24 protein-coding genes are annotated in these 23311 nt (G+C 62.6%); 10 read left to right on the forward strand and 14 right to left on the reverse strand.

Annotation, left to right across the window (positions count from 1 at the left end):
* Window positions 1-56 precede the first annotated feature (56 nt).
* Window positions 57-1643, forward strand: a complete 1587-nt coding sequence (locus tag ACK4FH_RS06485) for an AMP-binding protein (RefSeq protein WP_409811994.1) — start codon at window positions 57-59, stop codon at window positions 1641-1643.
* A gap of 7 nt (window positions 1644-1650) precedes the next feature.
* The gene (locus ACK4FH_RS06490) at window positions 1651-3354 is read left to right on the forward strand and encodes a SulP family inorganic anion transporter (RefSeq protein WP_409815185.1); all 1704 of its coding nucleotides are present in this window, start codon (window positions 1651-1653) and stop codon (window positions 3352-3354) included.
* A 3-nt stretch (window positions 3355-3357) separates the two neighbouring features.
* On the opposite strand, the gene ACK4FH_RS06495 is transcribed toward ACK4FH_RS06490, so the two are convergent.
* From ACK4FH_RS06495 to ACK4FH_RS06505, 3 genes are read right to left on the reverse strand one after another with little or no spacing between them, the layout of a single operon-like run.
* Complete coding sequence (locus tag ACK4FH_RS06495; RefSeq protein WP_409811995.1) at window positions 3358-5028, reverse strand: FAD-binding oxidoreductase; 1671 nt, start codon at window positions 5026-5028, stop codon at window positions 3358-3360.
* A gap of 19 nt (window positions 5029-5047) precedes the next feature.
* On the reverse strand, window positions 5048-6007 hold the full coding sequence (locus ACK4FH_RS06500) for a diacylglycerol/lipid kinase family protein (RefSeq protein ID WP_409811997.1): 960 nt from the start codon (window positions 6005-6007) through the stop codon (window positions 5048-5050).
* Window positions 6008-6040: 33 nt separating this feature from the next.
* The gene (locus ACK4FH_RS06505) at window positions 6041-7720 is read right to left on the reverse strand and encodes an FAD-dependent oxidoreductase (protein WP_409811999.1); all 1680 of its coding nucleotides are present in this window, start codon (window positions 7718-7720) and stop codon (window positions 6041-6043) included.
* A gap of 168 nt (window positions 7721-7888) precedes the next feature.
* Between ACK4FH_RS06505 and ACK4FH_RS06510 the strand changes: the two genes are divergently transcribed.
* A complete protein-coding gene (locus tag ACK4FH_RS06510; protein WP_409812001.1) occupies window positions 7889-8701 on the forward strand; it encodes a response regulator transcription factor in 813 nt (270 codons plus the stop codon).
* On the opposite strand, the gene ACK4FH_RS06515 is transcribed toward ACK4FH_RS06510, so the two are convergent.
* On the reverse strand, window positions 8698-9348 hold the full coding sequence (locus tag ACK4FH_RS06515) for a 2-hydroxychromene-2-carboxylate isomerase (RefSeq protein WP_409812003.1): 651 nt from the start codon (window positions 9346-9348) through the stop codon (window positions 8698-8700). The two genes, ACK4FH_RS06510 and ACK4FH_RS06515, sit on opposite strands and share 4 nt — an antisense overlap.
* A gap of 128 nt (window positions 9349-9476) precedes the next feature.
* Between ACK4FH_RS06515 and ACK4FH_RS06520 the strand changes: the two genes are divergently transcribed.
* Window positions 9477-10382 carry an alpha/beta fold hydrolase gene (locus ACK4FH_RS06520; RefSeq protein ID WP_409812005.1) on the forward strand — a complete coding sequence of 302 codons (906 nt, stop codon included), beginning with the start codon at window positions 9477-9479 and terminating at the stop codon, window positions 10380-10382.
* A gap of 5 nt (window positions 10383-10387) precedes the next feature.
* A complete protein-coding gene (locus ACK4FH_RS06525) occupies window positions 10388-11299 on the forward strand; it encodes an alpha/beta fold hydrolase (RefSeq protein WP_409812007.1) in 912 nt (303 codons plus the stop codon).
* A 126-nt stretch (window positions 11300-11425) separates the two neighbouring features.
* On the opposite strand, the gene ACK4FH_RS06530 is transcribed toward ACK4FH_RS06525, so the two are convergent.
* The 4 genes from ACK4FH_RS06530 to ACK4FH_RS06545 form a co-directional block, all read right to left on the reverse strand.
* The gene (locus tag ACK4FH_RS06530) at window positions 11426-12193 is read right to left on the reverse strand and encodes an SDR family oxidoreductase (RefSeq protein ID WP_409812009.1); all 768 of its coding nucleotides are present in this window, start codon (window positions 12191-12193) and stop codon (window positions 11426-11428) included.
* Between the two features lie 331 nt (window positions 12194-12524).
* Window positions 12525-14375, reverse strand: coding sequence for an acyl-CoA dehydrogenase C-terminal domain-containing protein (locus tag ACK4FH_RS06535; RefSeq protein WP_409812011.1), 1851 nt, complete (start codon window positions 14373-14375; stop codon window positions 12525-12527).
* Between the two features lie 384 nt (window positions 14376-14759).
* Window positions 14760-15626, reverse strand: a complete 867-nt coding sequence (locus tag ACK4FH_RS06540) for a PIN domain-containing protein (protein ID WP_409812013.1) — start codon at window positions 15624-15626, stop codon at window positions 14760-14762.
* A 4-nt stretch (window positions 15627-15630) separates the two neighbouring features.
* The gene (locus ACK4FH_RS06545) at window positions 15631-15921 is read right to left on the reverse strand and encodes a hypothetical protein (RefSeq protein ID WP_409812015.1); all 291 of its coding nucleotides are present in this window, start codon (window positions 15919-15921) and stop codon (window positions 15631-15633) included.
* A gap of 130 nt (window positions 15922-16051) precedes the next feature.
* Between ACK4FH_RS06545 and ACK4FH_RS06550 the strand changes: the two genes are divergently transcribed.
* Together ACK4FH_RS06550 and ACK4FH_RS06555 are read left to right on the forward strand one after the other, a co-directional pair.
* Entirely contained in the window at window positions 16052-16612 is a 561-nt protein-coding gene (locus ACK4FH_RS06550) for a PAS domain-containing protein (RefSeq protein WP_409812017.1), read from the forward strand.
* A 164-nt stretch (window positions 16613-16776) separates the two neighbouring features.
* Window positions 16777-17289, forward strand: coding sequence for a PAS domain-containing protein (locus ACK4FH_RS06555; RefSeq protein WP_409815186.1), 513 nt, complete (start codon window positions 16777-16779; stop codon window positions 17287-17289).
* A gap of 9 nt (window positions 17290-17298) precedes the next feature.
* On the opposite strand, the gene ACK4FH_RS06560 is transcribed toward ACK4FH_RS06555, so the two are convergent.
* Window positions 17299-17781 carry a PAS domain-containing protein gene (locus ACK4FH_RS06560; RefSeq protein ID WP_409812018.1) on the reverse strand — a complete coding sequence of 161 codons (483 nt, stop codon included), beginning with the start codon at window positions 17779-17781 and terminating at the stop codon, window positions 17299-17301.
* Window positions 17775-18284, reverse strand: coding sequence for a hypothetical protein (locus ACK4FH_RS06565; protein ID WP_409812020.1), 510 nt, complete (start codon window positions 18282-18284; stop codon window positions 17775-17777). The genes ACK4FH_RS06560 and ACK4FH_RS06565 overlap by 7 nt, the downstream gene beginning before the upstream one ends.
* 179 nt (window positions 18285-18463) lie before the next feature.
* Between ACK4FH_RS06565 and ACK4FH_RS06570 the strand changes: the two genes are divergently transcribed.
* Window positions 18464-18910 carry a PaaI family thioesterase gene (locus ACK4FH_RS06570; RefSeq protein WP_409812021.1) on the forward strand — a complete coding sequence of 149 codons (447 nt, stop codon included), beginning with the start codon at window positions 18464-18466 and terminating at the stop codon, window positions 18908-18910.
* 262 nt (window positions 18911-19172) lie between these two features.
* A complete protein-coding gene (locus tag ACK4FH_RS06575; protein WP_409812023.1) occupies window positions 19173-19679 on the forward strand; it encodes a porin family protein in 507 nt (168 codons plus the stop codon).
* Between the two features lie 63 nt (window positions 19680-19742).
* On the opposite strand, the gene ACK4FH_RS06580 is transcribed toward ACK4FH_RS06575, so the two are convergent.
* Both ACK4FH_RS06580 and ACK4FH_RS06585 read right to left on the reverse strand, forming a co-directional pair.
* A complete protein-coding gene (locus tag ACK4FH_RS06580) occupies window positions 19743-20552 on the reverse strand; it encodes an enoyl-CoA hydratase/isomerase family protein (RefSeq protein WP_409812024.1) in 810 nt (269 codons plus the stop codon).
* A 77-nt stretch (window positions 20553-20629) separates the two neighbouring features.
* Window positions 20630-20968 carry a PilZ domain-containing protein gene (locus ACK4FH_RS06585; protein WP_409812026.1) on the reverse strand — a complete coding sequence of 113 codons (339 nt, stop codon included), beginning with the start codon at window positions 20966-20968 and terminating at the stop codon, window positions 20630-20632.
* Window positions 20969-21149: 181 nt separating this feature from the next.
* Here ACK4FH_RS06585 and ACK4FH_RS06590 point away from each other — a divergent pair, with 181 nt between their 5' ends.
* Window positions 21150-21557, forward strand: a complete 408-nt coding sequence (locus tag ACK4FH_RS06590; protein WP_409812028.1) for a DUF6165 family protein — start codon at window positions 21150-21152, stop codon at window positions 21555-21557.
* Here ACK4FH_RS06590 and ACK4FH_RS06595 read toward each other — a convergent pair.
* Both ACK4FH_RS06595 and ACK4FH_RS06600 read right to left on the reverse strand, forming a co-directional pair.
* On the reverse strand, window positions 21539-22507 hold the full coding sequence (locus ACK4FH_RS06595; protein ID WP_409812029.1) for a glycosyltransferase family 9 protein: 969 nt from the start codon (window positions 22505-22507) through the stop codon (window positions 21539-21541). The two genes, ACK4FH_RS06590 and ACK4FH_RS06595, sit on opposite strands and share 19 nt — an antisense overlap.
* A gap of 22 nt (window positions 22508-22529) precedes the next feature.
* Window positions 22530-23252, reverse strand: coding sequence for a S24 family peptidase (locus ACK4FH_RS06600; RefSeq protein ID WP_409812030.1), 723 nt, complete (start codon window positions 23250-23252; stop codon window positions 22530-22532).
* Window positions 23253-23311: the final 59 nt, after the last annotated feature.

The raw sequence follows: 23311 nt of genomic DNA on the forward strand, positions 1-23311 counted from the left end.
ATGGCAGCATCCCTCGCCATGCGCTATAGGACGGGAAACAACAGGGGGAAGTTTTCATGCCCGCGCTCCGTTCGCCGCTCGTCCACCCATTTTCGAACTTCGACGTGCCGCATCTTCTCGCGGCTCATGCTGCAGCGCGGCCGGAACATCCTTTCCTGATCTGGGAGCCCTTCGAGGGCGAGGCGCGCATCTGGTCCTATGCGCGCTTCCAGCATGAGGTCATGCAGGTTGCCGCCGGGCTCAGGAAGCGCGGCGTGAAGTTCGGCGAGCGCGTGCTCGTCCATCTCGACAATTGCCCCGAAAGCCTCATCGCCTGGTATGCCTGCGCCCATCTCGGCGCCGTCGCCGTTACAACCAATGCGCGCTCCGTTGCCGACGATCTCACCTATTTCAGCGATCATGCAGGCGTTGTCGGCGCGATCACGCAGCCGGCCTTCGCCTCGCTCGTCGCGTCTTCCTGCGCGAGGATCAAATGGCTCGCCGTAACGGAGACTGACAACGGGGCTGCGCCCGCTGAGAAAAACCTGCCCGCGAAGTCCGAAAGTTTCGCCGAGCTTTATGGCGATGCTTCCGATGTATCGCTCCGCTCGCCCGATCCGATGGCGCGCGTCGGCATCCAGTACACCTCGGGCACGACCTCGCGGCCAAAGGGCGTCGTCTGGACCCATGCCAATGCGCTCTGGGGCGGCAAGTTATGTGCGCTGCATGAGGATCTGCGGCAATCGGACGTGCATCTCACCTATCTGCCGCTCTTCCACACCAATGCGCAGTCTTATTCGGTGCTCGCCGCGCTCTGGGCAGGCGCGACGGTCGTGTTGCAGCCGCGCTTTTCCGCCTCGCGTTTCTGGTCCGTATCGCAGAAGCACAATTGCACCTGGACCTCAATGGTGCCCTTCTGCGTCCGCGCGCTGATGGGCCAGGAAAAACCGAAATCCCATTCCTACCGCTATTGGGGCAATGGCATTTCCGCGCCGCCGACCGATGCGCATTTTGGCGTCAAGACCATCGGCTGGTGGGGCATGACCGAAACCATCACGCATGGCATTGTCGGCGACGTTCATCTGCCGAACCGGCCCATGTCGATCGGCAAGCCGTCGCATGCCTATGAAATTGCGATCCTGCGCGACAATGGCGAGCCGGTCGATCCCGGCGAGACGGGCAATCTTCTCGTGCGCGGCGTGCCCGGCCTCTCGCTCTTCCTCGAATATCTCAACAATGAGGAAGCGACCGCGAAGAGCTATGACGATCAGGGCTATTTCATCACCGGCGACCGCGTGACGCTTGGCGAGGACGGTTTCATCTCCTTTGCCGACCGCGACAAGGACATGCTGAAAGTCGGCGGCGAAAATGTCGCCGCCTCCGAGATCGAGCGCGTCATCATGACGGTTCCGGGCATTCACGAATGCGCGGTGGTCGCAAGGCGCGACCCGATGCTCGACGAGGTGCCCGTCGCCTTCGTGCTGGTGCCGGGCGGCGAGGCGGCGGCGCCGAAGGATCTCGTGGCGCAGATCGACGCAGCCTGTGCAAAGGGACTTGCGGACTTCAAGCGTCCGCGCGACATTCGCATTGTTGCCGAATTGCCGCGTTCCACGCTCGAGAAGATCGCGAAGGCCGAGCTCCGCAAGCTGATCGAACAGGACTGAGGCGCGAATCCCGGGGGATCTTCCCACGCAAGGGAAACCGTCATCGCCGCAACTTTTCGTCCCGAAGCTCGTCACCGCGCTCCGGGAAGGCTATCGCTTCGCCGATTTCCGCGCCGATTTCATTGCCGGTCTCACCGTCGCCATCGTCGCCCTGCCGCTTGCCATGGCGCTTGCGATTGCGAGCGGCACCACGCCCGACAAGGGCCTCATCACGGCGGTTGTCGCGGGCTTCCTCATTTCCGCGCTTGGTGGCAGCCGCTTCCAGATCGGCGGGCCGACCGGCGCCTTTGTGGTGGTCGTATTCAATGTCATCGCCGTTCACAGCTATGACGGGCTTCTGATCGCAACCGCGATGGCGGGGCTCATGCTGATCGGCGCCGGGCTCCTGCGCGCGGGTACCTTCATCAAATATATTCCCGAGCCCGTGGTCACGGGCTTCACGGCGGGCATCGCGGTCATAATCGCAGCAAGCCAGGTCAGGGAATTTCTAGGCCTCACGCTTGAAAGCGAACCCGCACCGTTCATCGAGAAGCTCGTCGCTCTGTCCGGCGCTTTCGGCACCATCTCGCCCGCCACCGTCGCGGTCGGCATGTCTGCGCTTGTGCTCATTCTCTGGCTCCGCGCCACGCGGCCTGCCCTGCCGGGTTTCCTGATAGCGGTTGTGCTGTCGGCCTTTTTCGTCTGGCTTTTTGCGCTGCCTGCCGAAACCATCGGCACGCGCTTCGCCGGGCTCGAGCCCTCCTTCGCGCTTCCGGCCTTCCCGGAGGTGACGATGGAGCGCATCGTCACGCTCTTCCCGAGCGCCTTTACCATTGCCTTCCTTGCCGGCGTCGAGTCGCTTCTCTCGGCGATGGTCGCGGACAGCATGACGGGCCGCCGCCATCGCTCGAATACGGAGCTTGTGGCGCAGGGCGTTGCAAATTGCGCCTCGGCTGCAATCGGCGGTTTGCCGGCCACCGGCGCCATTGCACGCACAGCGACCAATATCCGTTCCGGCGCGCGCAGCCCCATCGCGGGTATGCTGCACGCCTTATTCCTGCTCGCCTTCATGGGTCTCGCTTGGCCGCTTGCGACCTATATTCCGCTTGCCGCGCTATCGGCGGTTCTCCTGGTCGTCGCCTGGAACATGAGCGAGATCGACAAGTTCCGTCACCTGATGCGCGCACCCATTGGCGACAGGGCCGTGCTTCTCATCACCTTCGCGCTCACCGTGCTGGTCGATCTCACCGTCGCCATCGAGGTCGGCGTCGTGCTTGCCGCCGTGCTCTTCATGCACCGCATGTCGGAGGCGGTTGAAGTGCAGGCCGATCTTCACCTCGTCGAGGAAGATGTGAGCGACGATGCGCCCCGCGACTTCCAGCCCATGCGGGAATACGACCTGCCGCCCGGCGTTGCCGCGAGCCTCATTCGCGGGCCGTTCTTCTTTGGTGTCGCAATGCGGCTCGGCGAAACGCTGGAGCGGATCGGCGCGCCGCCGAAAGTGCTGATCGTGCGGTTGCGCGCCGTGCCGATCATCGATGCAACCGGCGTCACCGCACTTGAGACCATGATTGATCGCTGCGAGAAGAACGGGACGAAGGTCATCGTCACCGCGCTGCAGCCGCAGCCCGCCCGCGTGCTCGCCGACATGCATGTGCTCGACCGCGTCACCCGCGCGCCGGACTTCGCCACCGCCATCGAGATGGCGAAGGAGATGATGCGGGAGGGGTAGGGATTACCCCAGCAGCTTGCCCGGGTTCATCACACCTTTCGGGTCCATCTCGCGCTTCGTCGCCTTCAGGAGGGCAAAGCCGATTTCGCCCTTTTCCTCTGCAAGCCAGGGCGCGTGATCGAGGCCGACGCCGTGATGATGGCTAATCGTGCCGCCATTCATCAGGATCGCGTCGGAGGCGGCACGCTTGATTGCCTGCCATTGCTCCACCTCGCGGTCGAGCTGGCGCGGGAAGATGAAGGTGAAATAGAGGCTCGAGCCATCGGGATAGGAGTGGCTCACATGGCCCATCACGATGCCGCGCGCATGTTGATCGGGCATATGCGCCGCCATCGCGTCGGCAATCGCCGCGGAAACCTTCTCATGCAGGTTTGCGATGTTCGACCAGCGCGTCGAGGTTTCGAGCGTGTCGACGCCAAGGCCCTTGTCCATCATCGGGTCGCGGATCGCGGGGCTGTCGAAGCGCCCGTGATACCAGCGCTTGCCGGGGCCGGTGCCAAGAGCGAGAGCGCCATGCCGCTTGCATATTTCTTCCGTCTGTTCCTGCGCCCAGATCACCGTTTCCTTCGTGCCTTCATGTCCGATCAACATGAGGCAGGGCGCTTCGTTGAAGCCCTTCATCTTGAGGTATGCCGCTTGCAGCTTCGATTTCAGTCCGCCGCTGCTTGAGGATGAGAAGGTCTGAAAGAAGTGGGTTTCGGGCGCATCGGAGAGGCGCACCATGGCGACGGGAATTTCCGCATGGTTGATGCGGCGCGCGGCCTCCACGCCGGCGGCGAAGTTCTTGAAGAGATAGCCGCGATAGTCCTTCCGTTCCGGCAGCTCGTGGATCTTCACCGTCGCTTCCACGATCACGCCAAGAATGCCCTCCGAGCCTGCGACCAACTGGTTGAGGTTCGGGCCGGCCGCGCTTGCGGGCGTCGCCTCTGTCGTCCAGAAGCCCTTTGGTGTTGCGAGCTTTGCGGAGACAAGCCATTTCTCGGCCTTGCCATAGCGGTTCGACTGCTGGCCCGCGCCGCGCGCGGCAATCCAGCCGCCCAGCGTGGAGAGCGGAAAGCTCTGCGGATAATGGCCAAGCGTAACGCCATGCGCCTGCAACTGCTCCTCGAGCTGCGGGCCATAGATCCCCGCCTCGATCCGCGCCGTCATCGACATCTTGTCGATCTGGATGATGCGGGTCATCAGTGTCGTGTCGAGCGTCAGCACCGCGCCGCCAAGCGACTTCGCCATTGCGTTCACGCCGCCGACGACGGAAGAGCCGCCGCCGAAGGGCACGAGTGCAATGTCTTCCTCCGCGCAGAGTTTCACCACGGCGAGTGCCTCATCGCCGCTGCGCGGATAGGCAACGGCGTCAGGCGCCATGTCGAGCTTGCCCGCTCGCACATAGAGAAGATCGTGATAGCTCTTGCCGCGTGCATGGAAGGCGCGTTCGTAGTCGTCGGTGCGAAGCTGGTTCGGGCCGACAATGCCGCGCAGCTTCTCGAGCACCGTTTCCGAAATCCGGCATGTGGGCAGCCGGATCGAGGCAAGCGGCGCGGCGGGCGTCGCAGGTAGACGCGAAAGCCCCAGCGTTTCCTGAATCCAGTTCCATTTGGGCGAATCCGACGGCAACGGGTTTTCCTGCTTCACGGGGCCCCAGCCGTTCCAGCGCAGCGTCGTGCGGTCGATGGTCATGTTTTTCGCCTTCTTCTGTTCAGCAGCGCAGCGTGATGGCGCCAGGAAGTATTTCGAAATGTGCGGGCAGCCGTCCCGGCCCCTCGCCATCCACGTCAATGAGCACGGGCTCGGCTCCGAGCGGCACCGCCGTCACGGTGCGCGCTCGCGTCACCGTCACTTTCGGTCCGTTCACATGCGTGCCGTCGCGCAGGTTCCCGCTGCCCGTGAGCAGGTCCCAGAAGCCGAGATCACGCATGATGACGAGATCGAACAAGCCATCATCGGGTTCCGCATCGGGCGCTACCATCATGCCGCTGCCGAAATAGCGGCCATTGGCCACCGCCGCGAGGCCGATATTCGCCACCGTCTCGAAGCCCTGATCGGTCGTGATGCGCACCGGGCGCGGCTTGTGGCGTATCGCCGTCACAAGCGAACCCCACGTGAAGACGAAATTGCCGCCGAGCGACTTCTGCCAGGTGGCGTTGTTCACCGCATGCACGGTTTCGCCCGAAAGGCCGAAGCTCGCAATATTGTTGAAATAGCGGTCCTTCTCCTGCCCGTCATGGGCGATGAAGGTAAGGCGGCCAATGTCGATCCGCCGCGAATTGCCGCTCGCAATGCGCTTCACGCCTTCCGCCGCGTCCTGCGGCAGATCGAAGGTGCGGCGGAAGTCGCCGCCCGTACCCGCGTTCAGCACGGCGAGATGCGCGTCCGGATTGATCAGCGCTCCCGCCTCGAAAAACCCGTTCACCACCTCGTCGATGGTGCCATCGCCCCCCACCGCGATCACGAGCTGCGCATTGTCGTGCAGCGAATGCCGCGCGAGTTCGGCGGCGGGCAGATAATGCGGCGTCGAGGGCCCGCCCGTAAAGTGCGTGCGCACGGGGCCAAGTTCCTTTTCCAGCGTTTCCGCGATCACGCGCCAGGCGCGGCCGGTGCGGCCGCCGCCCGAGCGCGGGTTCACGATGGCTGCAACATGCGGCATCCCCCTGGCCATAACTTCCTCCCCGTTCTTGCTCTTTTTTTCTTCTCAGATCGTATCGAATTGCCGAACCGTTTCCGCGATCTCGCGGGCAAGTTGCGTTTCGTCCCAGCCAAGCTCGCGGCGCATCAGCTCCGCGGCCCGGGTGATCGCGGGCACACCCGGATGACCGAGCGTGCCGAGGCCGGTGCGGCGGAACACGACATCTTCCAGATGCAGTGCGATTTCGTGGCGCACCGCATGAACCACCTGCGCGCCGATGACATTGGTTTCGGGTGCAAGACGCCGCAGCAATTCCTCACGCTCGCCCTGACGCTCATCCGCCGTCGCCAGCACCTCGCCGATCCGGCTGCCATAAAAATCGACAAGGTTTGCGACGATCTCCGGCGCGAGATGGGCATGTTTCTTCTGCGCGCGCTCGATATAGCTTTTCAGCCGACCGATCTCGCCGCCATAGACAGGTGTGCAATGCGTTTCGCACGCGGCTGTCTGTCCCAGTTTTTTCAGCGCGAGGTCCACCACCTGTTCGGCGAGGTGGCGCGATGTCGTCCATTTGCCCCCAATGGCCGAAATCAGCCCGTCGATTGCCTCCTCCGCGCCGTGGTCGAAGACTTCCGCCGCACGGCTCGCGTTGTAGCTGTCCTTCGGCGCGGGCTCGCCATCGGCCACTTTCGGCGTCGTGTCGACCAGCGGCCGGAGCCCCGCATAGAAATGCAGCACATCCTCGCGCTTCAGGTTCAGCCCCGGCAGGCCGTCATTCACGACCAGCAGGAAATTCGAAATGTCGCGTTCCGTCACGCCGAGATCGTCCGGGTCCTCCTCGAACACGGTGTCGGTCGTGCCGATGATGGTGTGGCCGCGCCAGGGAATGACGAAGAAATGCCCGCCCAGTTCTGACTTGATCGCAAGCGCATTGCCGCCGGATATATCGCGCGTGATGAGGTGAATGCCCTTGGAGCGAATGAGGCGCCGCGCCGGCGTCTCGTCCACCAGCGCCATTGTCTTGTCGGCCCAGGGCCCTGCCGCGTTGACGACCACGCGGCCGCGGATCGTGTGCGTCTCGCCGGTCAGCTTGTCGAGCACGGTCACGCCTGCCACCTTCACGCCGCGCTTCATCGAGGCTTCGGTCACGAAGCCCGTCACCTCGGCATAATTCGCGGGATCGGCGCCATATTCCGCCGCGCCCTCGATACATTCGAGGCAGAGCCGCTCCGGCGCATGCATCTGGCAGTCGTAGTAGATCATGGCGCCGGTCAGGTTCTCGCGTTTCAGCGAGGGCATCATGTCGAGCGCCTTGCCCTTCGAGATGCGCCTGAAGCCCGGCAGCTTCTTGTCGTCGTCGGAAAGCCAGTTGCGGTCGAAGGAAAGGAGATCGTAAAGCGCAAGTCCGATCCCCATGACGATGGGGCCGCTCATGCCCCAGCCATAGGTCGGCAGCACGAAGGGCAGGGGATGCACCATATGCGGTGCGACATTCTCCCAGATGCGCCGCTCGCGCAGCGACTCGCGCACCAGCCGGAACTCGCCATTGACGAGATAGCGGAGCCCGCCATGCACGAGTTTCGACGAGCCCGATGTCGTCGCATGGGCGAAGTCGTCCTTCTCGAGCAGCGCCACCTTGAGGCCGCGCAGCGCCGCGTCCCATGCCGTGCTCGCGCCGGTGATGCCGCCGCCCACGATCACGAGGTCGTACTCGGTCGCGCTCATCGCTTTCAGGTCGCGTTTCATGGGATTGGGGGTCCGTCCGGTTCAAAGGCCTCGATCAGGGAAGCGAGGCTAGCGGCCCCTCGCGCCCGGGTCCATTCCCCAGCGGAGGCGCGGCCTGCGGCTCGCCTTTCAATTCCAATATCGGATATAAAACGGGACGCGTCCCCTCGAAAACTGCAGGGTAATGAAATGGCGGCCAGAAGGGCGAAAGCAAGGGCTGAAAAGCCAACGGCGCTGGCCGATCCGGCGGCGTTGCAGGATGTCTCCGTAGAGTTGCTAGGCGCGGGCGGGCTTGGCTCCGCGGAAGCGGCGCTTGGGCGGCTGGCCGGGCTTATCGCCATGCCGCGGGCAATCTGGACGCCGGATGCCGCCTCGCCGCTCCACGATGCGGCGGCCGAGAGCTTCATGCGACGGCAGGGCTGGCCGGCCGAGATCGTCTCGGCCATGTGGGAGGGCGGGGTGCCGCTTCGCATGCCGCTCAACATCCGCTGCCGCTTCGAGCATCTGCCCTTCGCGATCAGCCTTTACGACGAACACCGCAAGCATCGCGCGCCCTATAGCGGCGAGCAGAAGCGCGTCGCCGTCATGATGCGGGCCGAGGGGTTCAACTCGGTCGTCGTCGTGCCCGTCCGGCTTCCCTATGCGCGGATCGCGATGCTCGGCTTTGCGGGACCGCAGGTGCTTGAGGAAGCAAAGGAGATTGCGGCATGGGCTGCGCCCCATCTCCTCGCCGCCGGTCATGCCTTTACTGCGCTGCATGAGCGCCTTGCCCGCCGGCCGCCCGCGCCCGAGGCGCATCGCACCGCGCTCACGCCGCGCGAATGGGATTGTCTAAGCCTCGCCGCGCAGGGCTTTCGCGAAGCGGAGATCGCGGCCGAGAACGGCATCAAGCCGACAACGGTCCGCTATCACATGGACAATATCGTCGCGAAGCTCGGCGCGCGCAGCCGCGCCCATGCCGTGGCCGTTGCGGCGCAGCTTGGACTTGTGCGGACGGCCTAGCCCCGCTTCCGCAAGCCCTGCTGCTTCATCCGCCAGACGAGATGATCGACGCGGTCCTGGCCGAAAAAGGGTTCGCCTTCGAAAGCCATCAGTGGCACGCCCCAGTGTCCGGCCGCTTTCTGCGAAGCCTCGTTTGCCGCGATCACGGCTTCAAGACGGTCTGCCTCCTTGGCCGCGGTCTCGTCGAGTTCGTCCATGTCGAGCCCGGCGCGTTTTGCGGCGTTCTGCAGATGGTCGCCTTCGTGCCAGTTCTTCACGCCGCCGAAGATGACCGAGGAGATTTCGTCCAGAAAGGCGAGGCCAAGGCCCCGCTCGGCGGCCAGCACGCCTGCCCGTGTCAGGCGCGAGATATAAGGCTGCTCCGTCGCGACCTCGCCCGATTTCATGTCCATAAGGATCGGGTCCGGCGAAGGCCAGGCGTAAGGAAGGCCCTCCATCTCGGCGATGCGGCGCGTATCCTTCATCAGGTAGGGCGGCCACATCGGGTTCACCTGTTTGAAGAAGCCGGGAATGCGCACCGCGATCGGATAGACCGGCCGCACCACGGCTTTCACGTCGTAGTCTCGCTCCAGCGCGACCAGCCGCTTCGTCACGAGATAGGAATAGGGCGAGCGGAAGGACCAGAAGAGGTCGTAGCTGAGTGTCATCTTTCAATGCCTCCCGGCGCGGCGGTTTCTAATGTTCGTCATTAATATGCGTTTGGCTCGCCTCGTGCGCAAGCGCGCTGTTAGAGTTGGGCCCAACAGAACAACAAACTTCCAAGGGAGGACCAACCATGCCGCAGGTCAAATCGAACGGCATCCATCTCGAATATGAAAGCTTCGGCCCGGAAGACCGCGAAACCGTGCTTCTCGTCATGGGGCTTGGCGCGCAGCTCACCATGTGGCCCGTGGAGCTTTGCGAGGAGCTTGTCTCGCGCGGCTACCGCGTCATCCGCTACGACAATCGCGATGTCGGCCTGTCGCACAAGTTCGACGATCTCGGCATGCCGGACATGACGGCGATCTTCGGTGCGCTGATGGCGGGCAAGACCGCGACTGCGCCTTATGCGCTCGATGAAATGGCGAAGGATGCGGTGGGCCTCCTCGATGCGCTCGGCATCAAGCGCGCACATATCGCCGGTGCCTCGATGGGCGGCATGATCGCTCAGCTCGTCGCCGCGAACCATCCGGAGCGCGCACTCTCGCTCACCTCCATCATGTCTACCACCGGCAATCCCGCTGTGCCGCAGGGCAAGCCGGAAGCGATGGCCGTGCTGATGACGCCCGCGCCCGAAGGCGACATTCCCGCTGCCATCGAGCGCGGCATGCTCGCCTGGAACACGATCGGCAGCCCCGGCTACCGCACGGATGAAGCGACGCTCCGCCAATGGGTGACGCGAGACGTGAACCGCTCGCTTTATCCCGTCGGCGTCGCGCGGCAGATGGCCGCCATCGTCGCGAATGGTGACCGGCGCGATAAGCTGAAGAAGCTCTCTCTCCCCACCGTCGTGCTGCACGGCGCCGACGATCCGCTCGTCCCGGTCGAAGGCGGCAAGGATACGGCGGAGAATATTCCGGGCGCGGAGCTTCGGGTCGTTCCCGGCATGGGGCACGATTTCCCGCTCGCCCTCGTCAATACCTTTGCCGATGCCATCGAGGCGGCGGCAAAGCGCGCTTCGGCGGCGAAGGCGGCGGAGTGACCCTCATGGCCGTCGACATGAAGCAGGTGAAGGCCAACGGCATCACCATCAATTACGAGGATCGCGGGCCGGCGGATGGCACACCGGTCCTCTTCGTCAATGGCTATACCTCCACCATGATGAGCTGGCCGGAGGAATTGATGGAGGGGCTGCGCGCGGAAGGCTTCCGCGTCATCCGCTATGACAACCGCGATGTCGGCAAATCGGAGAAATTCTCCGGCCTGCCGAAAGCCGCCGACGTCGCGGCTGCGGTGCGCGAGGGCCGGACGCCCGATATTCCCTATCGCCTTGCCGACATGGCGGCGGACGGGATCGGCCTTCTCGATGCACTCGGCATCAAAAAGGCCCATGTCATGGGCATTTCCATGGGCGGCATGATCGTGCAGCGCATGGCAATTCATTTTCCCGGGCGGCTTCTCTCCGTCACCTCGATCATGTCATCGACGGGCAATCCGGCAGTGCCGCCTGCCACCGACGAGGCTCTGAAGGCGCTGCAGGCACAGCCTGCGTCCGAGGAACGGGAAGATGTGATCCGCCACCGCATGAAAGGCCGCCGCGTCTATCAGAGCCCAGCCTATCCAATGACGGACGAAGCGCTTTACGAGCGTTGCGCACGCGAATTCGACCACATGTACTATCCTGAAGGCGGTGTGCGCCAATATGCGGCGATCATCGGCGATGGGTCGCGCGTCGAGGAACTGAAGAAAGTGGCGGTGCCCTTCCTCGTCATTCATGGGGATGCCGATCCGCTGGTCCGCCCCGAGGGCGGAGAGGACACGGCGCGTTCCGTGCCGGGCGCGAAGCATGTCGTGATCGAGGGCATGGGCCACGACCTGCCGGTCGAACTCTGCCCGCGATATGTCGAACTCATTGCAGGTCACGCCCGCGCGGCGGAGCGCAAGCAGGCGGCGGAGTAGAAACGAAGGCCCCTCACCCTTCCCACCGACGCGGCTTCGCCGCATCGCCAGGCCCCTTCCCTCTCCCCAGCGGGGAGAGGGAGGGAGCGGGCGCAAGCCCGCGGAAGGGTGAGGGGGAGCTTCCGATCAAACTTCCGCCGAACCGCCATCCACCGGGATCGTTGCGCCGGTCGTATAGGCGCTCGCGCGCGAGGCGAGGAAGATTGCGACGCCTGCCGCATCCTCCGGTGTGCCGATGCGGCCGAGCGGATTGTTCGAACGGATATAGTCACCCATGCTGTCCAGCGTTGCCTTCATCATCTGGCTCGGGAAGGGGCCGGGCGCGATGGCATTGACGAGGATATGCTCGCGTGCGAGGCGCTTTGCGAGATGCCGCGTCAGCATGATGACGCCCGCCTTGGACGAGGAATAGGCATAGGTCTCAAGCTCCGGCGGCTCGATGCCGTTCACTGATGCCGTGTTGATGACGCGCGCCGGATTTTCCGCGCTTGCCGACTTCCGCAAGAGCGGCAGCATTTTCTGCGTCAGGAAGAACACGCCCTTGAGGTTGATGTTCTGCACCTTGTCCCAGCCGCTTTCCGAATAGTCGTCGATCGGTTCGCCCCAGGCCGCGCCCGCATTGTTGATCAGCACATCAAGCTTCGGCTCGCGTTTGCCGAGTTCCGCCGTGATCCCGGCAATGCCTTCCATGGTGCCGAGATCGAAGGGGAGCGAAATGCAGGTGCCCTTCTTCGAGAGTTCTTCCGCCAGTTTGTTGCAGGCCTGCGCCTTGCGCGCGGTGATGTAGACCTTGGCGCCGTTTTCAACGAAGCCGGTCGCGATCATTTCGCCGATGCCGCGCGAGCCGCCGGTGATGAGGACCGTCTTGCCCTCGACGCTGAAGAGATTTTTCATGGGTGTTCCCCGTTAGGGTTTCGAGTGCGGGGAAGCTATCTGACGCAGGGGAAATGGACAAATGCCCGTGTCAGATTTGCTCCGGACCCTCACCAAAAATAGAAGGTGAAAATACACATGTCATTGCCGGGCTCGACCCGGCAATCCAGAAGGCGCGGAACGCGCCGTCACTCTTCGAAAGAAAACTTTCAGACCTGTCACCGGCATTATCGGGTGCCGCTCTGGACCCCCGGGTCAAGCCAGAGGGTGACATTTGTGTTGGAGGCAAACAAAAAGGGCGCCCCGCCGAAAACAAGGAGGGGCGCCCTTTTCGCATTCTCTATCCGAAGCCTCAGAAGGCCGCTTCCTCGAGTTCCATGAAGCCGTCGGCGCCCATCTTCGCGCGTTCGAGCCAGCCGGAGGTGAGCGGCATTTCGCGCTCCATCCAGTAGCGCGCGAGCGTCAGCTTGCGCTTGTAGAACTCGGCATTGCCTTCGCCGGCCTTGAGTTTCGCCAGCGAGACTTTCGCCATCTGCGCCCACATCCAGCCAAGCGCGACCGTGCCGAAGATGTTCAGCATGTCGTAGGAGGCGGCGCCCGCATTGTCGTAATTCTTCGGCGCGTTTTCCATCAGCCAGCCAGCCGCTTCGCCAAGCCGCTTGTAGCCCGCCTTCAGCGGCTCGATATAGGGCTTCATCTCGGCATCGTTCTCGTTCGCCTTGATGAACTCCTCGACCTTCGCAAAGAAGGTCATGGTGGCGCGGCCGCCCTTCGCCGTCATCTTGCGGCCGACAAGGTCGAGCGCCTGAATGCCGTTCGCGCCTTCATAGACCTGGTTGATGCGTGCATCGCGCACGAACTGTTCCATGCCGTGATCGCGCACATAGCCATGCCCGCCAAAGACCTGCATGGAGTCGTTCGCCGCCTGGAAGCCCTTGTCGGTGAAGAAGGCCTTGATGACCGGCGTCATCAGCTGGGCGAGATCGGCCGCTTCCTCGCGTTCCTTCTCGTCCTTGCCGAAGACCTGCAGCGTGAAGAGCATCGACACATACATGGCGAGCGCGCGCGCCCCTTCCACGAATGAGCGCGACGAGATGAGGAGGCGGCGCACATCCGGGAACACCATGATGGGGTCCGCCGGGCCGTCCGGGTTCTTCGCACCCGTCAGCGCGCGGCCGGCGAGGCGTTCCTTCGCGTAGTTCACGCCGTTCTGATAGGCCACTTCGCCGATCGCAATGCCCTGAATGCCGACGCCCATGCGCGCGCCGTTCATCATGCCGAACATGCCGGCCATGCCGGCCGATTTCGACTTCTTTACCTCGCCGGTTTCGGTCTTCTTCTCCGGCGGGCGGCCGCCCAGGCGATAGGCCACGGCCTCATCGAAATTCAGCACTGCGGTCGCATTGCCCTTGATGCCCATCTTCTTTTCGATGGAGCCGCAGGACACGCCGTTGCGGCCCGTGATCTCGCCCGTCTCCTTGTCGACCAGCATCTTCGGCACCATGAAGAAGTTGACGGTCGAGAGATCGTTCGCCAGCTTGCCGTTCTCGTCCGGCACTTTCGCGATCACCATGTGGATGATGTTGTCCGTCATGTCGTGATCGCCGCCCGAGATGAAGATCTTGGTGCCGGTGATGCGGTAGGTGCCGTCATCCTGCGGCACGGCTTTGGTTTTCATCAGCTTCAGGTCCGTGCCGCAATGCGGCTCGGTGAGGCACATGGTGCCGGTCCATTCGCCGGAGATCATCTTCTTCGCCACATGCTCGCGCATCCAGGGCTCGCCCGTCGCCCAGAGCGCGGAATAGGCCGCCGTCGTGAGCCCCGGATACATGGAGAAAGCCTGGTTCGCCGACATGCCCATTTCGGTGAAGGCGAAGGTGATGACGGAAGGAAGCCCCGCGCCGCCCGCATCCACCGGCGCGCCGAGGCGGTTCCAGCCATCCTCGCAATATTTCTGGAAGGCTTCCTTGAAGCCGGGGGGCGTGCGCACGACGCCGTTTTCCAGCACGCAGCCATGCTCGTCGCCCACCTGGTTCAGCGGCTGCAGCACTTCCTCGCAGAATTTCGCGCCGCCTTCCAGGATCGCCTGCGTCATGTCGGGCGTCAGATCCTCGAAGCCCGGCACCTCGCGGCGCTTGTCGATTTCGAGAAGCTCGTGGAACAGGAACATGAAGTCTTCCACGGGGGCCTTGTAGCTCGGCATGGGGGCGCTCCTTTGATGGGGCTTTTGAAACGATGCTCTTCGATCTCTGCTCCGGGGCAGAGCGGGTCTTCAAAACTCGGTGTCATCCCGGCACTTGTTGCCGGGATCCAATGCACCTCGCGGCGATCTCCACCCGGCGGCCTTCGACACCGCCACTCAACAACCGTCATGGCCCGGCTTGTCCGGGGCCATCCACGCCTGTCTTCGCTGGATGTCCGGCAGGACCGGCATGGGCCAGACGTCACGAGAGAAAGGGCTTAAGCCCCCGCCGCCGCAGCGTCAATCGCAAGCCATGAGGCGCTTACCCGGGCCGCTTCCCGCTGCCTTCAATTTTGTAAGTAAGCGCGAGGGAATATGGGCGAAAAGGGGCGGGATGTCGAGGGGCTAACCGAATATGTCGTCCGGTTTCGCGCCGGTACCAAAATCTATGTGCTTCATCTCCTCTAGAATTTCTTGAATCACATGATCAGGAAGCCGGGCGGTGTCTTTATTTGCCCGTTTCGCGACCTTCTCTTCCTCTTGTATTTCTTGGGGAGTTACGTCGATTTTGAAATGCTTCAACGCATCAGAGAGGCGCGAGTAGAGGAGGATCTTGCGTTTCTTGCTAACTCGATCACTGAATTCATGCTTCAAGTGATCGTTGATGTAGGCTTTCCCATCAAGCGTCAGTCCATAATCTGTGTCACGAGTAACGATCACCAACTCCGCTTTTCGCCTAACCGCACATTCAATCATCCATTCCCAATTTATAGCGTCTCCGATTGATGTATCGCCTTTCTTTCGGGGAGGGCAACCGATCAGAAATCGCCGAAATGCTTGGCGTCGTATGCTGCGTCGAACCGGGTTGTCCCGAGTGAGTACCAAATCGCTTTCCTGATGAAAAATGCGTTGGCAAGCTTGGTACACAGGATCGTTGGCTGCAGGATTGTCCAACGCCTTTAGAAGCTTGCCTTTTAGCTTTCGTACTCTTGCGTCGGCTTCCTTTAGACTTTTTTGCAGAGCTTTAGCGTCTTGAGCATCGGAAAAAAGCCCGGGTCGTGACATCGATTGCGGCGACTTCAGTTCGTCCAGTCCCTCTTTGATTGCGAACTGCCGGTTCTTTTTAAACTCCATCTCAAGTTGATAGGTGACGATAATCTTGTTGGACACTGCTTCAAGGTGCTTGAGAAGGGCAAGGCCTGCTTCCGACCTCACGCGATAGAAGTCCAGCCATATGTTGGCGTCGACAAAAAGCAGCTTCTCAATAGCCATGTCGCTATCCTAAATCCAATTTCAGAAATTCTTTAGAGGAGACTCCTGTGAAGGATTGGCCCTTCAAGCTGTCCTCTTCATCTTCAGCCCGGTAGGCGAGTTTGGTTAGCATGTTGAGGCTGAAGGCCTTGATCTGCCCTCGGAGCATATTATTGAGGTGCGGCTGCGAAATGCCAAGCCGCTTCGAGCTCCCGGCCTTTGTCACCGCCCCGCCTGCGCAAATCATTTCGCAGGCATACTCAAGCGCAAAGTCCTGAGAATGAAAGACGTGGATGACCCGCCTGAAGCGGGTCATGACGAGATTAGGTGGCGCGAGGGCGGGGGGAAAGCTGCATTTCCGTCACTTGCCCGCGCCTCCCCCATAAACCCCCCATTAATCCCGCCCGCGCGACAATTGCTCCCCGGAGGAGGTATCGGGCAGGGCAATGGGTGCGATCGATCTCGACATTCCCGGAGAGGCGAAGGGGCAGCGGCAGCCGCCGTCTTCGGCCGTGCGCGCCGAGTTCTGGGGCGAGGCTGATGCCGTGCGCCGGCATCTCACCGCCGAGGCGCCGCTTGCCGTGCTCGATTATTGGGACAAGCTCCGGGGGGCGCGGCTCTTTCCGTCCCGCGCGCAGTTCGATCCGATGGCGGTGCGGAAATATCTTCCCAACATCTTCATGATCGATGTGCTGCCGGACGGCGAATTTCGCTACCGCGTGGTCGGCACGGTGATCTCCGAATTCTTCGGCGCGGGCAATGCCGCCGGCAAGACGCCGCAGGAGGTTTTCGGCGAGGCGGCGGAAGTGGCCCTTGCGCCCATCCGCATCTGCGCGGGCGAGCGCGCGCCCTATATGCACAAGGCTTCTGCCGAGTGGCATTATCAGGACCGCAACTATGTCTACTACGAAGTCGTCGTGCTGCCGCTCGGCGAGAGCGACGCGGCGGTCGACAAGGTTCTCTGCTGCGCGGCCTTTGTGGGCGAGGAAGAAGCCGCGCGCATCTGACGGTATCGCCTTACCGCTATGCTTACCAAATCCTTCCCGCTTCCAGGACTTCGATAAACCCACTCTTAAAATTCCACGGCCTAGCCTTGTCTCAAGTCGGCAAGGTGAGCAGAACGATGGAGAATACCGAGACATCGGCACCAGAAAAGACGGCGGGCCCGCTTATGCCGCCCGAGTCGGCCACCTGCACGGAATTCTGGGGAGACGCGGCTGATATTCGCCCGCGGCTTCGGGCCCCCGGTCCGATTGCTGTCCTTGAATATTGGAACAAGCTTCGGGGCGGGCGCCGCTTTCCCTCACGCGCCGATTTTGATCCAATGTCGGTGCGTCAGCATCTTCCCAACATTTTCATGTTCGATGTGCTGCCCGGCGATGAGTTCCGCTATCGCGTGGCTGGCACGAATGTGGCCGAGTTCCTCAATGCCGGCAATCCGGTCGGCAAGACGCCGGAAGAGATTTTCGGCGGCAGGGCGCAGCCCGTCGTGGCGCCGCTGCGGTTCATCTGCAGCACAGGGCAGGCCTATATGCGCACCGCGTCTGCAAGCTGGGCCTTTCATGACCGTAACTATGTCTATTACGAAGTTGTGTCGCTTCCGCTTGGCGATGGCGACGAGGCGGTTGACAAGATCCTCGGCTGTGCGGAATTCGTGCGCGAGGAAGATGCCGCGCGGCGCTGAGCCCGTCTCTCACACCGGCAATTCGAAATCGAGCCCCATCAGCCCCATGTCGATCTCCGCGCCATGATTCGACAGCGGCAGCACGAGGGCGGTGAAGCCCACATAGTCCTTCTCCAGCCAGTAGAGTGTGCCGGTGAAGGCAAGCGGCGCCCGTGTATCGAGAAGCCGCGTCATCAGCATGACCGAACCCTCGATGGCAGGCGGCGAGAGCAGTTCGCGCATGCGCTTGCCCGTCCGCTCGCCGCCCATCACTTCCACCAGCCGCGTCCCGACAAGGCGGTAGCGCCAGTCGAGCGGGTGGCGCAGCACATCCACCAGCGCAATATGCGGAAGCAGGTTTCGCAGCGCCGCCGGGTCCACATCGGCGCGTCCGGGCAGCGCGCCCTCCTTCGCCTCCAGCGTCTGCCGCCACCAGGTGTTGAGCGCGGCGAGTTTCGGCGGCAAGTCCGCAAAATCCGTCAGCGGGTGGAACTGGGTCACATTGTTCAGCATGGGCGATAGCCGGCCGCGCCCAGGCAGCCCGATGCGTCGCCCCGCGCGCGCTGCGACCAGAGCGTCCAGAGATCCTGCAGCCGCTCTTCCATCGCACCGCCCCGGGCAATCACGTCGCGGGCGCGGGTGCGCTCCGGCGTCACGTTTCGATTCTTGGCTCCTCCCTTCGCACCGATGCGGTCGCGCTGTGCCGCATCGGTCATCATCCGGCGGAGCGTTTCCAGCCGCGTCCCAAGATCGTCCCGCCGGGCGGCTGCCTCCGCATTGCTTTCCTCGCTATCGAGCGCGGTCTCAGCATCTTTCATGGCCGCGCCCGTCTCCTCGATGAAGGCGAGCGCGGCCGCATGGTCTTCGGCGCTCATCGGGGCAGGCCGCGCCAGGGCGCCGTCCGCGGTGAGCCATGCGCCCGAGGCAAGAAGGATAAGGACAATGCAAATCGCCTTGCGAAGCCCGAAAAACATATCGCCGCCTTTCTGCTCCCCGATTTCGCCATACCTGGCCATGCCAGGATGCCGGGGACAAGCTTTCCGCGAGAAATGCTCGCTGTCGAGGCCTGCAGCCTGCTGTACGCACATGAACCGCATTCGGCCCGTATCTGAACCGGCTTTGACGCTTCCCCGCAAGGCCAAAATGCCTAGACTGCGGCCATTCAAATTCACTGGAACCTGAGGCGAGACCCGATATGCCCGACACGACCGCCCCCGAAAAACGCTTCGATGATGAGGCCGGCAAGGATGGCCTCGGCCAGTCCCTCGGTATCGTCCGTACACTGTATATGGATGCGGAGCAGGGCCGCGCCGCCATAGAGGTCGAGGCCGAAATGCGCATGTGCCATTCGGGTGGCGTGGTGCAGGGCGGCTTCGTCACGGGCTGGATCGATGCCGCCATGGCGCGGGCTGCCATGTGCGTCACGAAATTCGAGCAGACGCCGATGTCGCTCGAAATAAAGGTCTCCTTCTTCGCGCCGGCAACGCCCGGCCGTCTCGTCGCCGAAGCCTGGATCGAGCGGCGCGGCCGCTCCACCATGTTCGTCGAGGGAAACCTGAAAAATGCCGAAGGCATCATCGTCGCCAAAGGTACATCCACGATCCGCATGATGCCGCTGATCGATATGAGCAGGAAGAAGTAGCTGCAGCGCCGGCATTTCAGCCTTCACTTTCACTCACACATTCTGTTGCATGAATACCACCATAGTGAAGGAAGGATGCATCTCATCCTCCTCCTCATAATTTCCACGAGCGAAAAGTGCCCGTGACGCAACGCTTTCTGCGATTGTGACGATAATCCGGCAAGAAAACGGCGCCACTTTTTCTTGCCACGGCGCAACAGCGGACCCATCTTCCCGGTTGAACTGCTGGGGGCTTCGTCAACTACGACAACGAGGCTACGAAATGAAAAAGACGACTCAAATTATATGCGCTGCCGGCCTTGCGATGGGGCTTGCAGGCTTTGCAACGGGCGCTTCGGCGCAGCAGGGCGATCTGCATCAGCGCGGCCTTTATGCCGGTGGCGGTCTCGGCTGGGGCTGGTCGGATCGCGACGACGACTGGAGCTGGCGTGGTCTTGCGGGCTGGCGCCTCAACGAATATCTGGCCGTGCAGGGCTTCTATGCGGATCTGCCGCCGATCTCGAACGGGCCTGTCAGCAAGAATCTCGAAACCTTCGGCGTCGAGGGCCTGGTCTCCTTTCCGCTGTCGCAGCATGTTGCGATCTACGGCAAGGCCGGTCTGCACAACTACAATGACTTCGGTTCGAGCCGCGATACGTCATGGCTCGGCGGTGCCGGCGCGGAGTTCGCTTTGGCGAGCAACTGGTCGGTCCGCACGGAATGGACGCATTACAACACCCGTACCGACAGCGTCGATGATATCGGCGTACAGCTGATCTACGGCTTCTGAGGCTACGCAGGTTTCAATGCATGAGCGGCCGCCCCTTCGCCGGGGCGGCCGTTTCATTTCCGGTCAGCTATTTGTATAGGCAGGCTTCCGCTTGCCGAGGAAGGCGGAAATTCCCTCTCGGAAGTCGTTTGTCTGTGCGCAGAGGATCTGGTTCCGGTCTTCCATCGCCACGGCCGCTTCCAGGCTTCCAGCATCGACCGACATGTTGAGGCATTCCTTCGTCAGCCGCAGGCCGAGCGGCGATGTGGTCAGCATCTCATCGATGTAAGGCGCAGCCGCGTCGTCGAGCTTTTCGTCCTCTACCACTTCGGAGACGAGGCCGACGCGCTCGGCGCGTTCCGCATTGATGAATCGGCCGGTCATCATCAGTTCGCTTGCAACCGACACGCCGACGAGCCGAGGCAGGAAATAGCTTACGCCGATATCGCAGGCGGAAAGGCCGATGCGGATGAAGGCCGCATTCATGCGCGCGCTCGTCCCCGCGATGCGGATATCGGAAGCAAGCGCCAGTGCGAAGCCTCCGCCACAGGCTGGCCCGTGAATGAGCGAGATGATCGCCTGCGGGCAGCGGCGCATGCGCATCACGATTTCGCTGATGCGGCGCTGCGCGACGAGGCCCGATTGCGGGCTGCCGCTTGTCGCGTCGGCATCCGGCCGGTTCGATCGTTCCTTGAGGTCGAGCCCGGCGCAGAAGGCGCGGCCCGAGCCTTTCAGCACGACGATGCGAACCGAATGATCCGTGTAGAGCCTGCCGAAATAATCCTGAAGCTCGTCCACGAGTTCAGGGTTCATCGCATTCAGCGCGTCCGGGCGGTTCAGCGTCACCCAGTCGACGGCGCCTTCCTTCTTCACAATGAGTGTCTTGTAGCTCATGGCAGCCCTCCCTCTTTTGAATTTGTTTGGAGAGAGCCTAGCGCCTGGCGACAGGCGTGCAACTGACGCAACGGCGCTCAGCCGATATGCGCTTCCATTTCCTGCTGGATCGCCAGCGGCAGATCGAGCCATCTGAGCGCCACCGCGCCGCCTGGATCGAGCCGCATCACTTCCGCCGCAAAGCGCAGCCGGCGCCGGTCTCCCGCCCAGTAGAGATGTCCGCTCAGAATATTGCCGATGGCGATCGCCTCGGCGAAGCCCTCGATACAGGCGCCGCCGGCCGACCAGTCGTGCGCGCGATGCTCATAGCCGCCGATCTCGACCATGAGCGGCGGCGAGGACGCGCGTGCGGCATGGCGCTCTTCGGGCATGTCGTTCCCGCGCAGATTTTCCAGCAATCTCGAGATCAGGGACATCGGCCTCCGGGGGTTTCCGGGCGCATCGGCTTTTGGCATCGGCAGCGGATTGTCGGCGCGACGGTGGCTGCCCGCAAGCAGTTATTCCGCTAGGTGTTAACGCATTCTTGCGACAGCGGATGACAGGGGGCCTTGCCTTGCGCTATAGCAGGCGGGTTTCGTCACATTGGCCGGAGCCATCATGTCCCAGAAAGAAGCCAAGCCTGTCATGATCGAGGTCGGTCCGGGCGAGCTCATCGACAAGATTACCATTCTGAATATCAAGTCGGAGCGCATGTCGGATGCGGCGAAGCTCGCCAATGTGCGCCATGAACTTGCGGTGCTCGAAGCATCGCGCAAGGCCAATCTTCAGGACAGTGCCGAGCTTCGCCGTCTTGAGGGCGATCTCAAGGCCGTCAATGAGGCGCTCTGGGTGATCGAGGACGATATCCGCCAATGCGAGGCCGACAAGGATTTCGGGCCGAAATTCATCGAGCTGGCGCGTTCGGTCTACAAGCAGAACGACAAGCGCGCGGCGATCAAGAAGGAGATCAATCTCCTGACAGGCTCCGCTATCGTCGAAGAAAAGTCCTATACCGAATTCGAGTGAGTGCCGATCAGGCGCATTGCTTCATCGTAAACACGATCGACGGACAGGTGGGTCAGGTCCGGCACTTCGATTGCGCCGAAATGCGCGCGGATGATGCCGGTGCGCTCTGCCGGCATGTGCGTTCCGAACAGGGCAAGCCCGGGTGTGCCGAGATGCGCGGCAAGGTGGCTAGGTCCCGTATCGTTGCCGATCACGAAGCGCGCGCGTTTCAGAATACCGGCAAGAGCGGTCCAGTTCGTCTTTTCGATGCAGATGCCGGGGATCGCTCTTGCGAGGTTCACCTCGTCCGGGCCCGGGGCCAGCACGATCTCGTGACCAGACGCGATCAGCTTTTCGGCAAGCGCCGCATAATGCGGCCAGCGCTTTTGCGGGTGGCGCAGCGAGCAGCCGGGAATCAGCACGATATAGGGCTTCGTCACGCCCGCCTGTTCGAGAAGCGTTGATACGTCGTCGGCCAGCCATGTTACATCCGGCGCCTGCGTATGGCGGAGGGTGAGCCCTGCATCGGCCAGCTGTCCGGCGAGCCTGTCGAGTGTGCGGATTTTTTTCGGGTTGTGGGCGCGGTGCGGGTGGCTGCAGCCCTTCGCCGTGCCCGACCATCGGCAATCCTTCAGCATCCAGCGAAAATAGAACGAAGTGCGCGGCGAGTTCTGCAGGTCATAGACCATGTCGAACTTGGCATCGCGCAGGCGGCGCCGCAGCGCCAGCATCCGGTCAAGCCGCCAGCGCGGCGCGCGCTCGTCCACCAGCACCTCGTCGAGATGCGGGCAGCGCTCCAGCATCGCGCGATAGGGGCGCATGGTGAGAATGGCGATGAAGGCATCGGGGTGATTTTCGCGAATGTCATGCAGCGCGCCCTCCGCCTGAATCACGTCGCCAAAGGCGCCATGCTTGATGACGAGAATGCGCCTTGCATCGGCGGCGAAGGCGGCGCTTTCGGCTTTGGTCATCGCGGCGCGCTTTCCGGTTTCATCAGAGGCGTCCACCGCGCCAGATCACGCGGCCAAGGATCTTTATCTTGCCGAGCGCCCCGGACTCAACCTCTTCGGCGGGGTATCGGGAGGCATTGTCGCTCGAGACGGTAATGCCGCCGTCGAGCCTTATCTGCAGCCGCCTGACCGTCAATGCGCCTCCGCTTGCGAAGATATAGACGCCATTGCCTCGCAATTTGGGCTCGGAGGTGTCGGCGAGCAGCAGGTCTCCGGGCGCTATCGAGGGCAGCATGGCGTCGTCGGCTGCTTCGACGGCCACGAGGTCGGCGGCATCCGTCTTGAGGTCGCGGCTGATGAAATCGCGGCGGAAGGAAAGCGTGTCGAGCATGGTGCGATCCTCGACGGTCATGCGCAGTCCGTCGTCCCCTTCGATCGCCCTGAGCGTCAGCTTCGGCACAAGGACATGACGCCCGTCCCCGCCGATTTCACCACGCCTGATCTCTCGCGTACCGAGTTCCGAAAAACCGGGGGCGGAGCGGCCGGGCGCGGCATCCTCGTGCCGCATCGTGCCTTCGCCGGTCAGAACCCAGTTGATGTCGAAGCCTTCGCCCGAGAGATGTGCGAGGACATGGGCATTGGGCGAGGCGTTTTCGAGTTCGTAGTTCTGCCAGGTAGTGCCGGAGACGCCGACTCGCCGGCCCATTTTCTTCTGCGAAAGACCAAGAAACTTGCGTATGCCGCCAAGGCGCGCTGAAACGCTCATTCGCCTCTCCAGGGGCAAAAGGCGTGCGCGGATTTCCGGCTGTTGCCAAGAGCCTTTGA

It is taken from the genome of Parvibaculum sp., assembly GCF_046297875.1.
In the GTDB taxonomy this organism is placed as follows: Bacteria; Pseudomonadota; Alphaproteobacteria; order Parvibaculales; family Parvibaculaceae; genus Parvibaculum.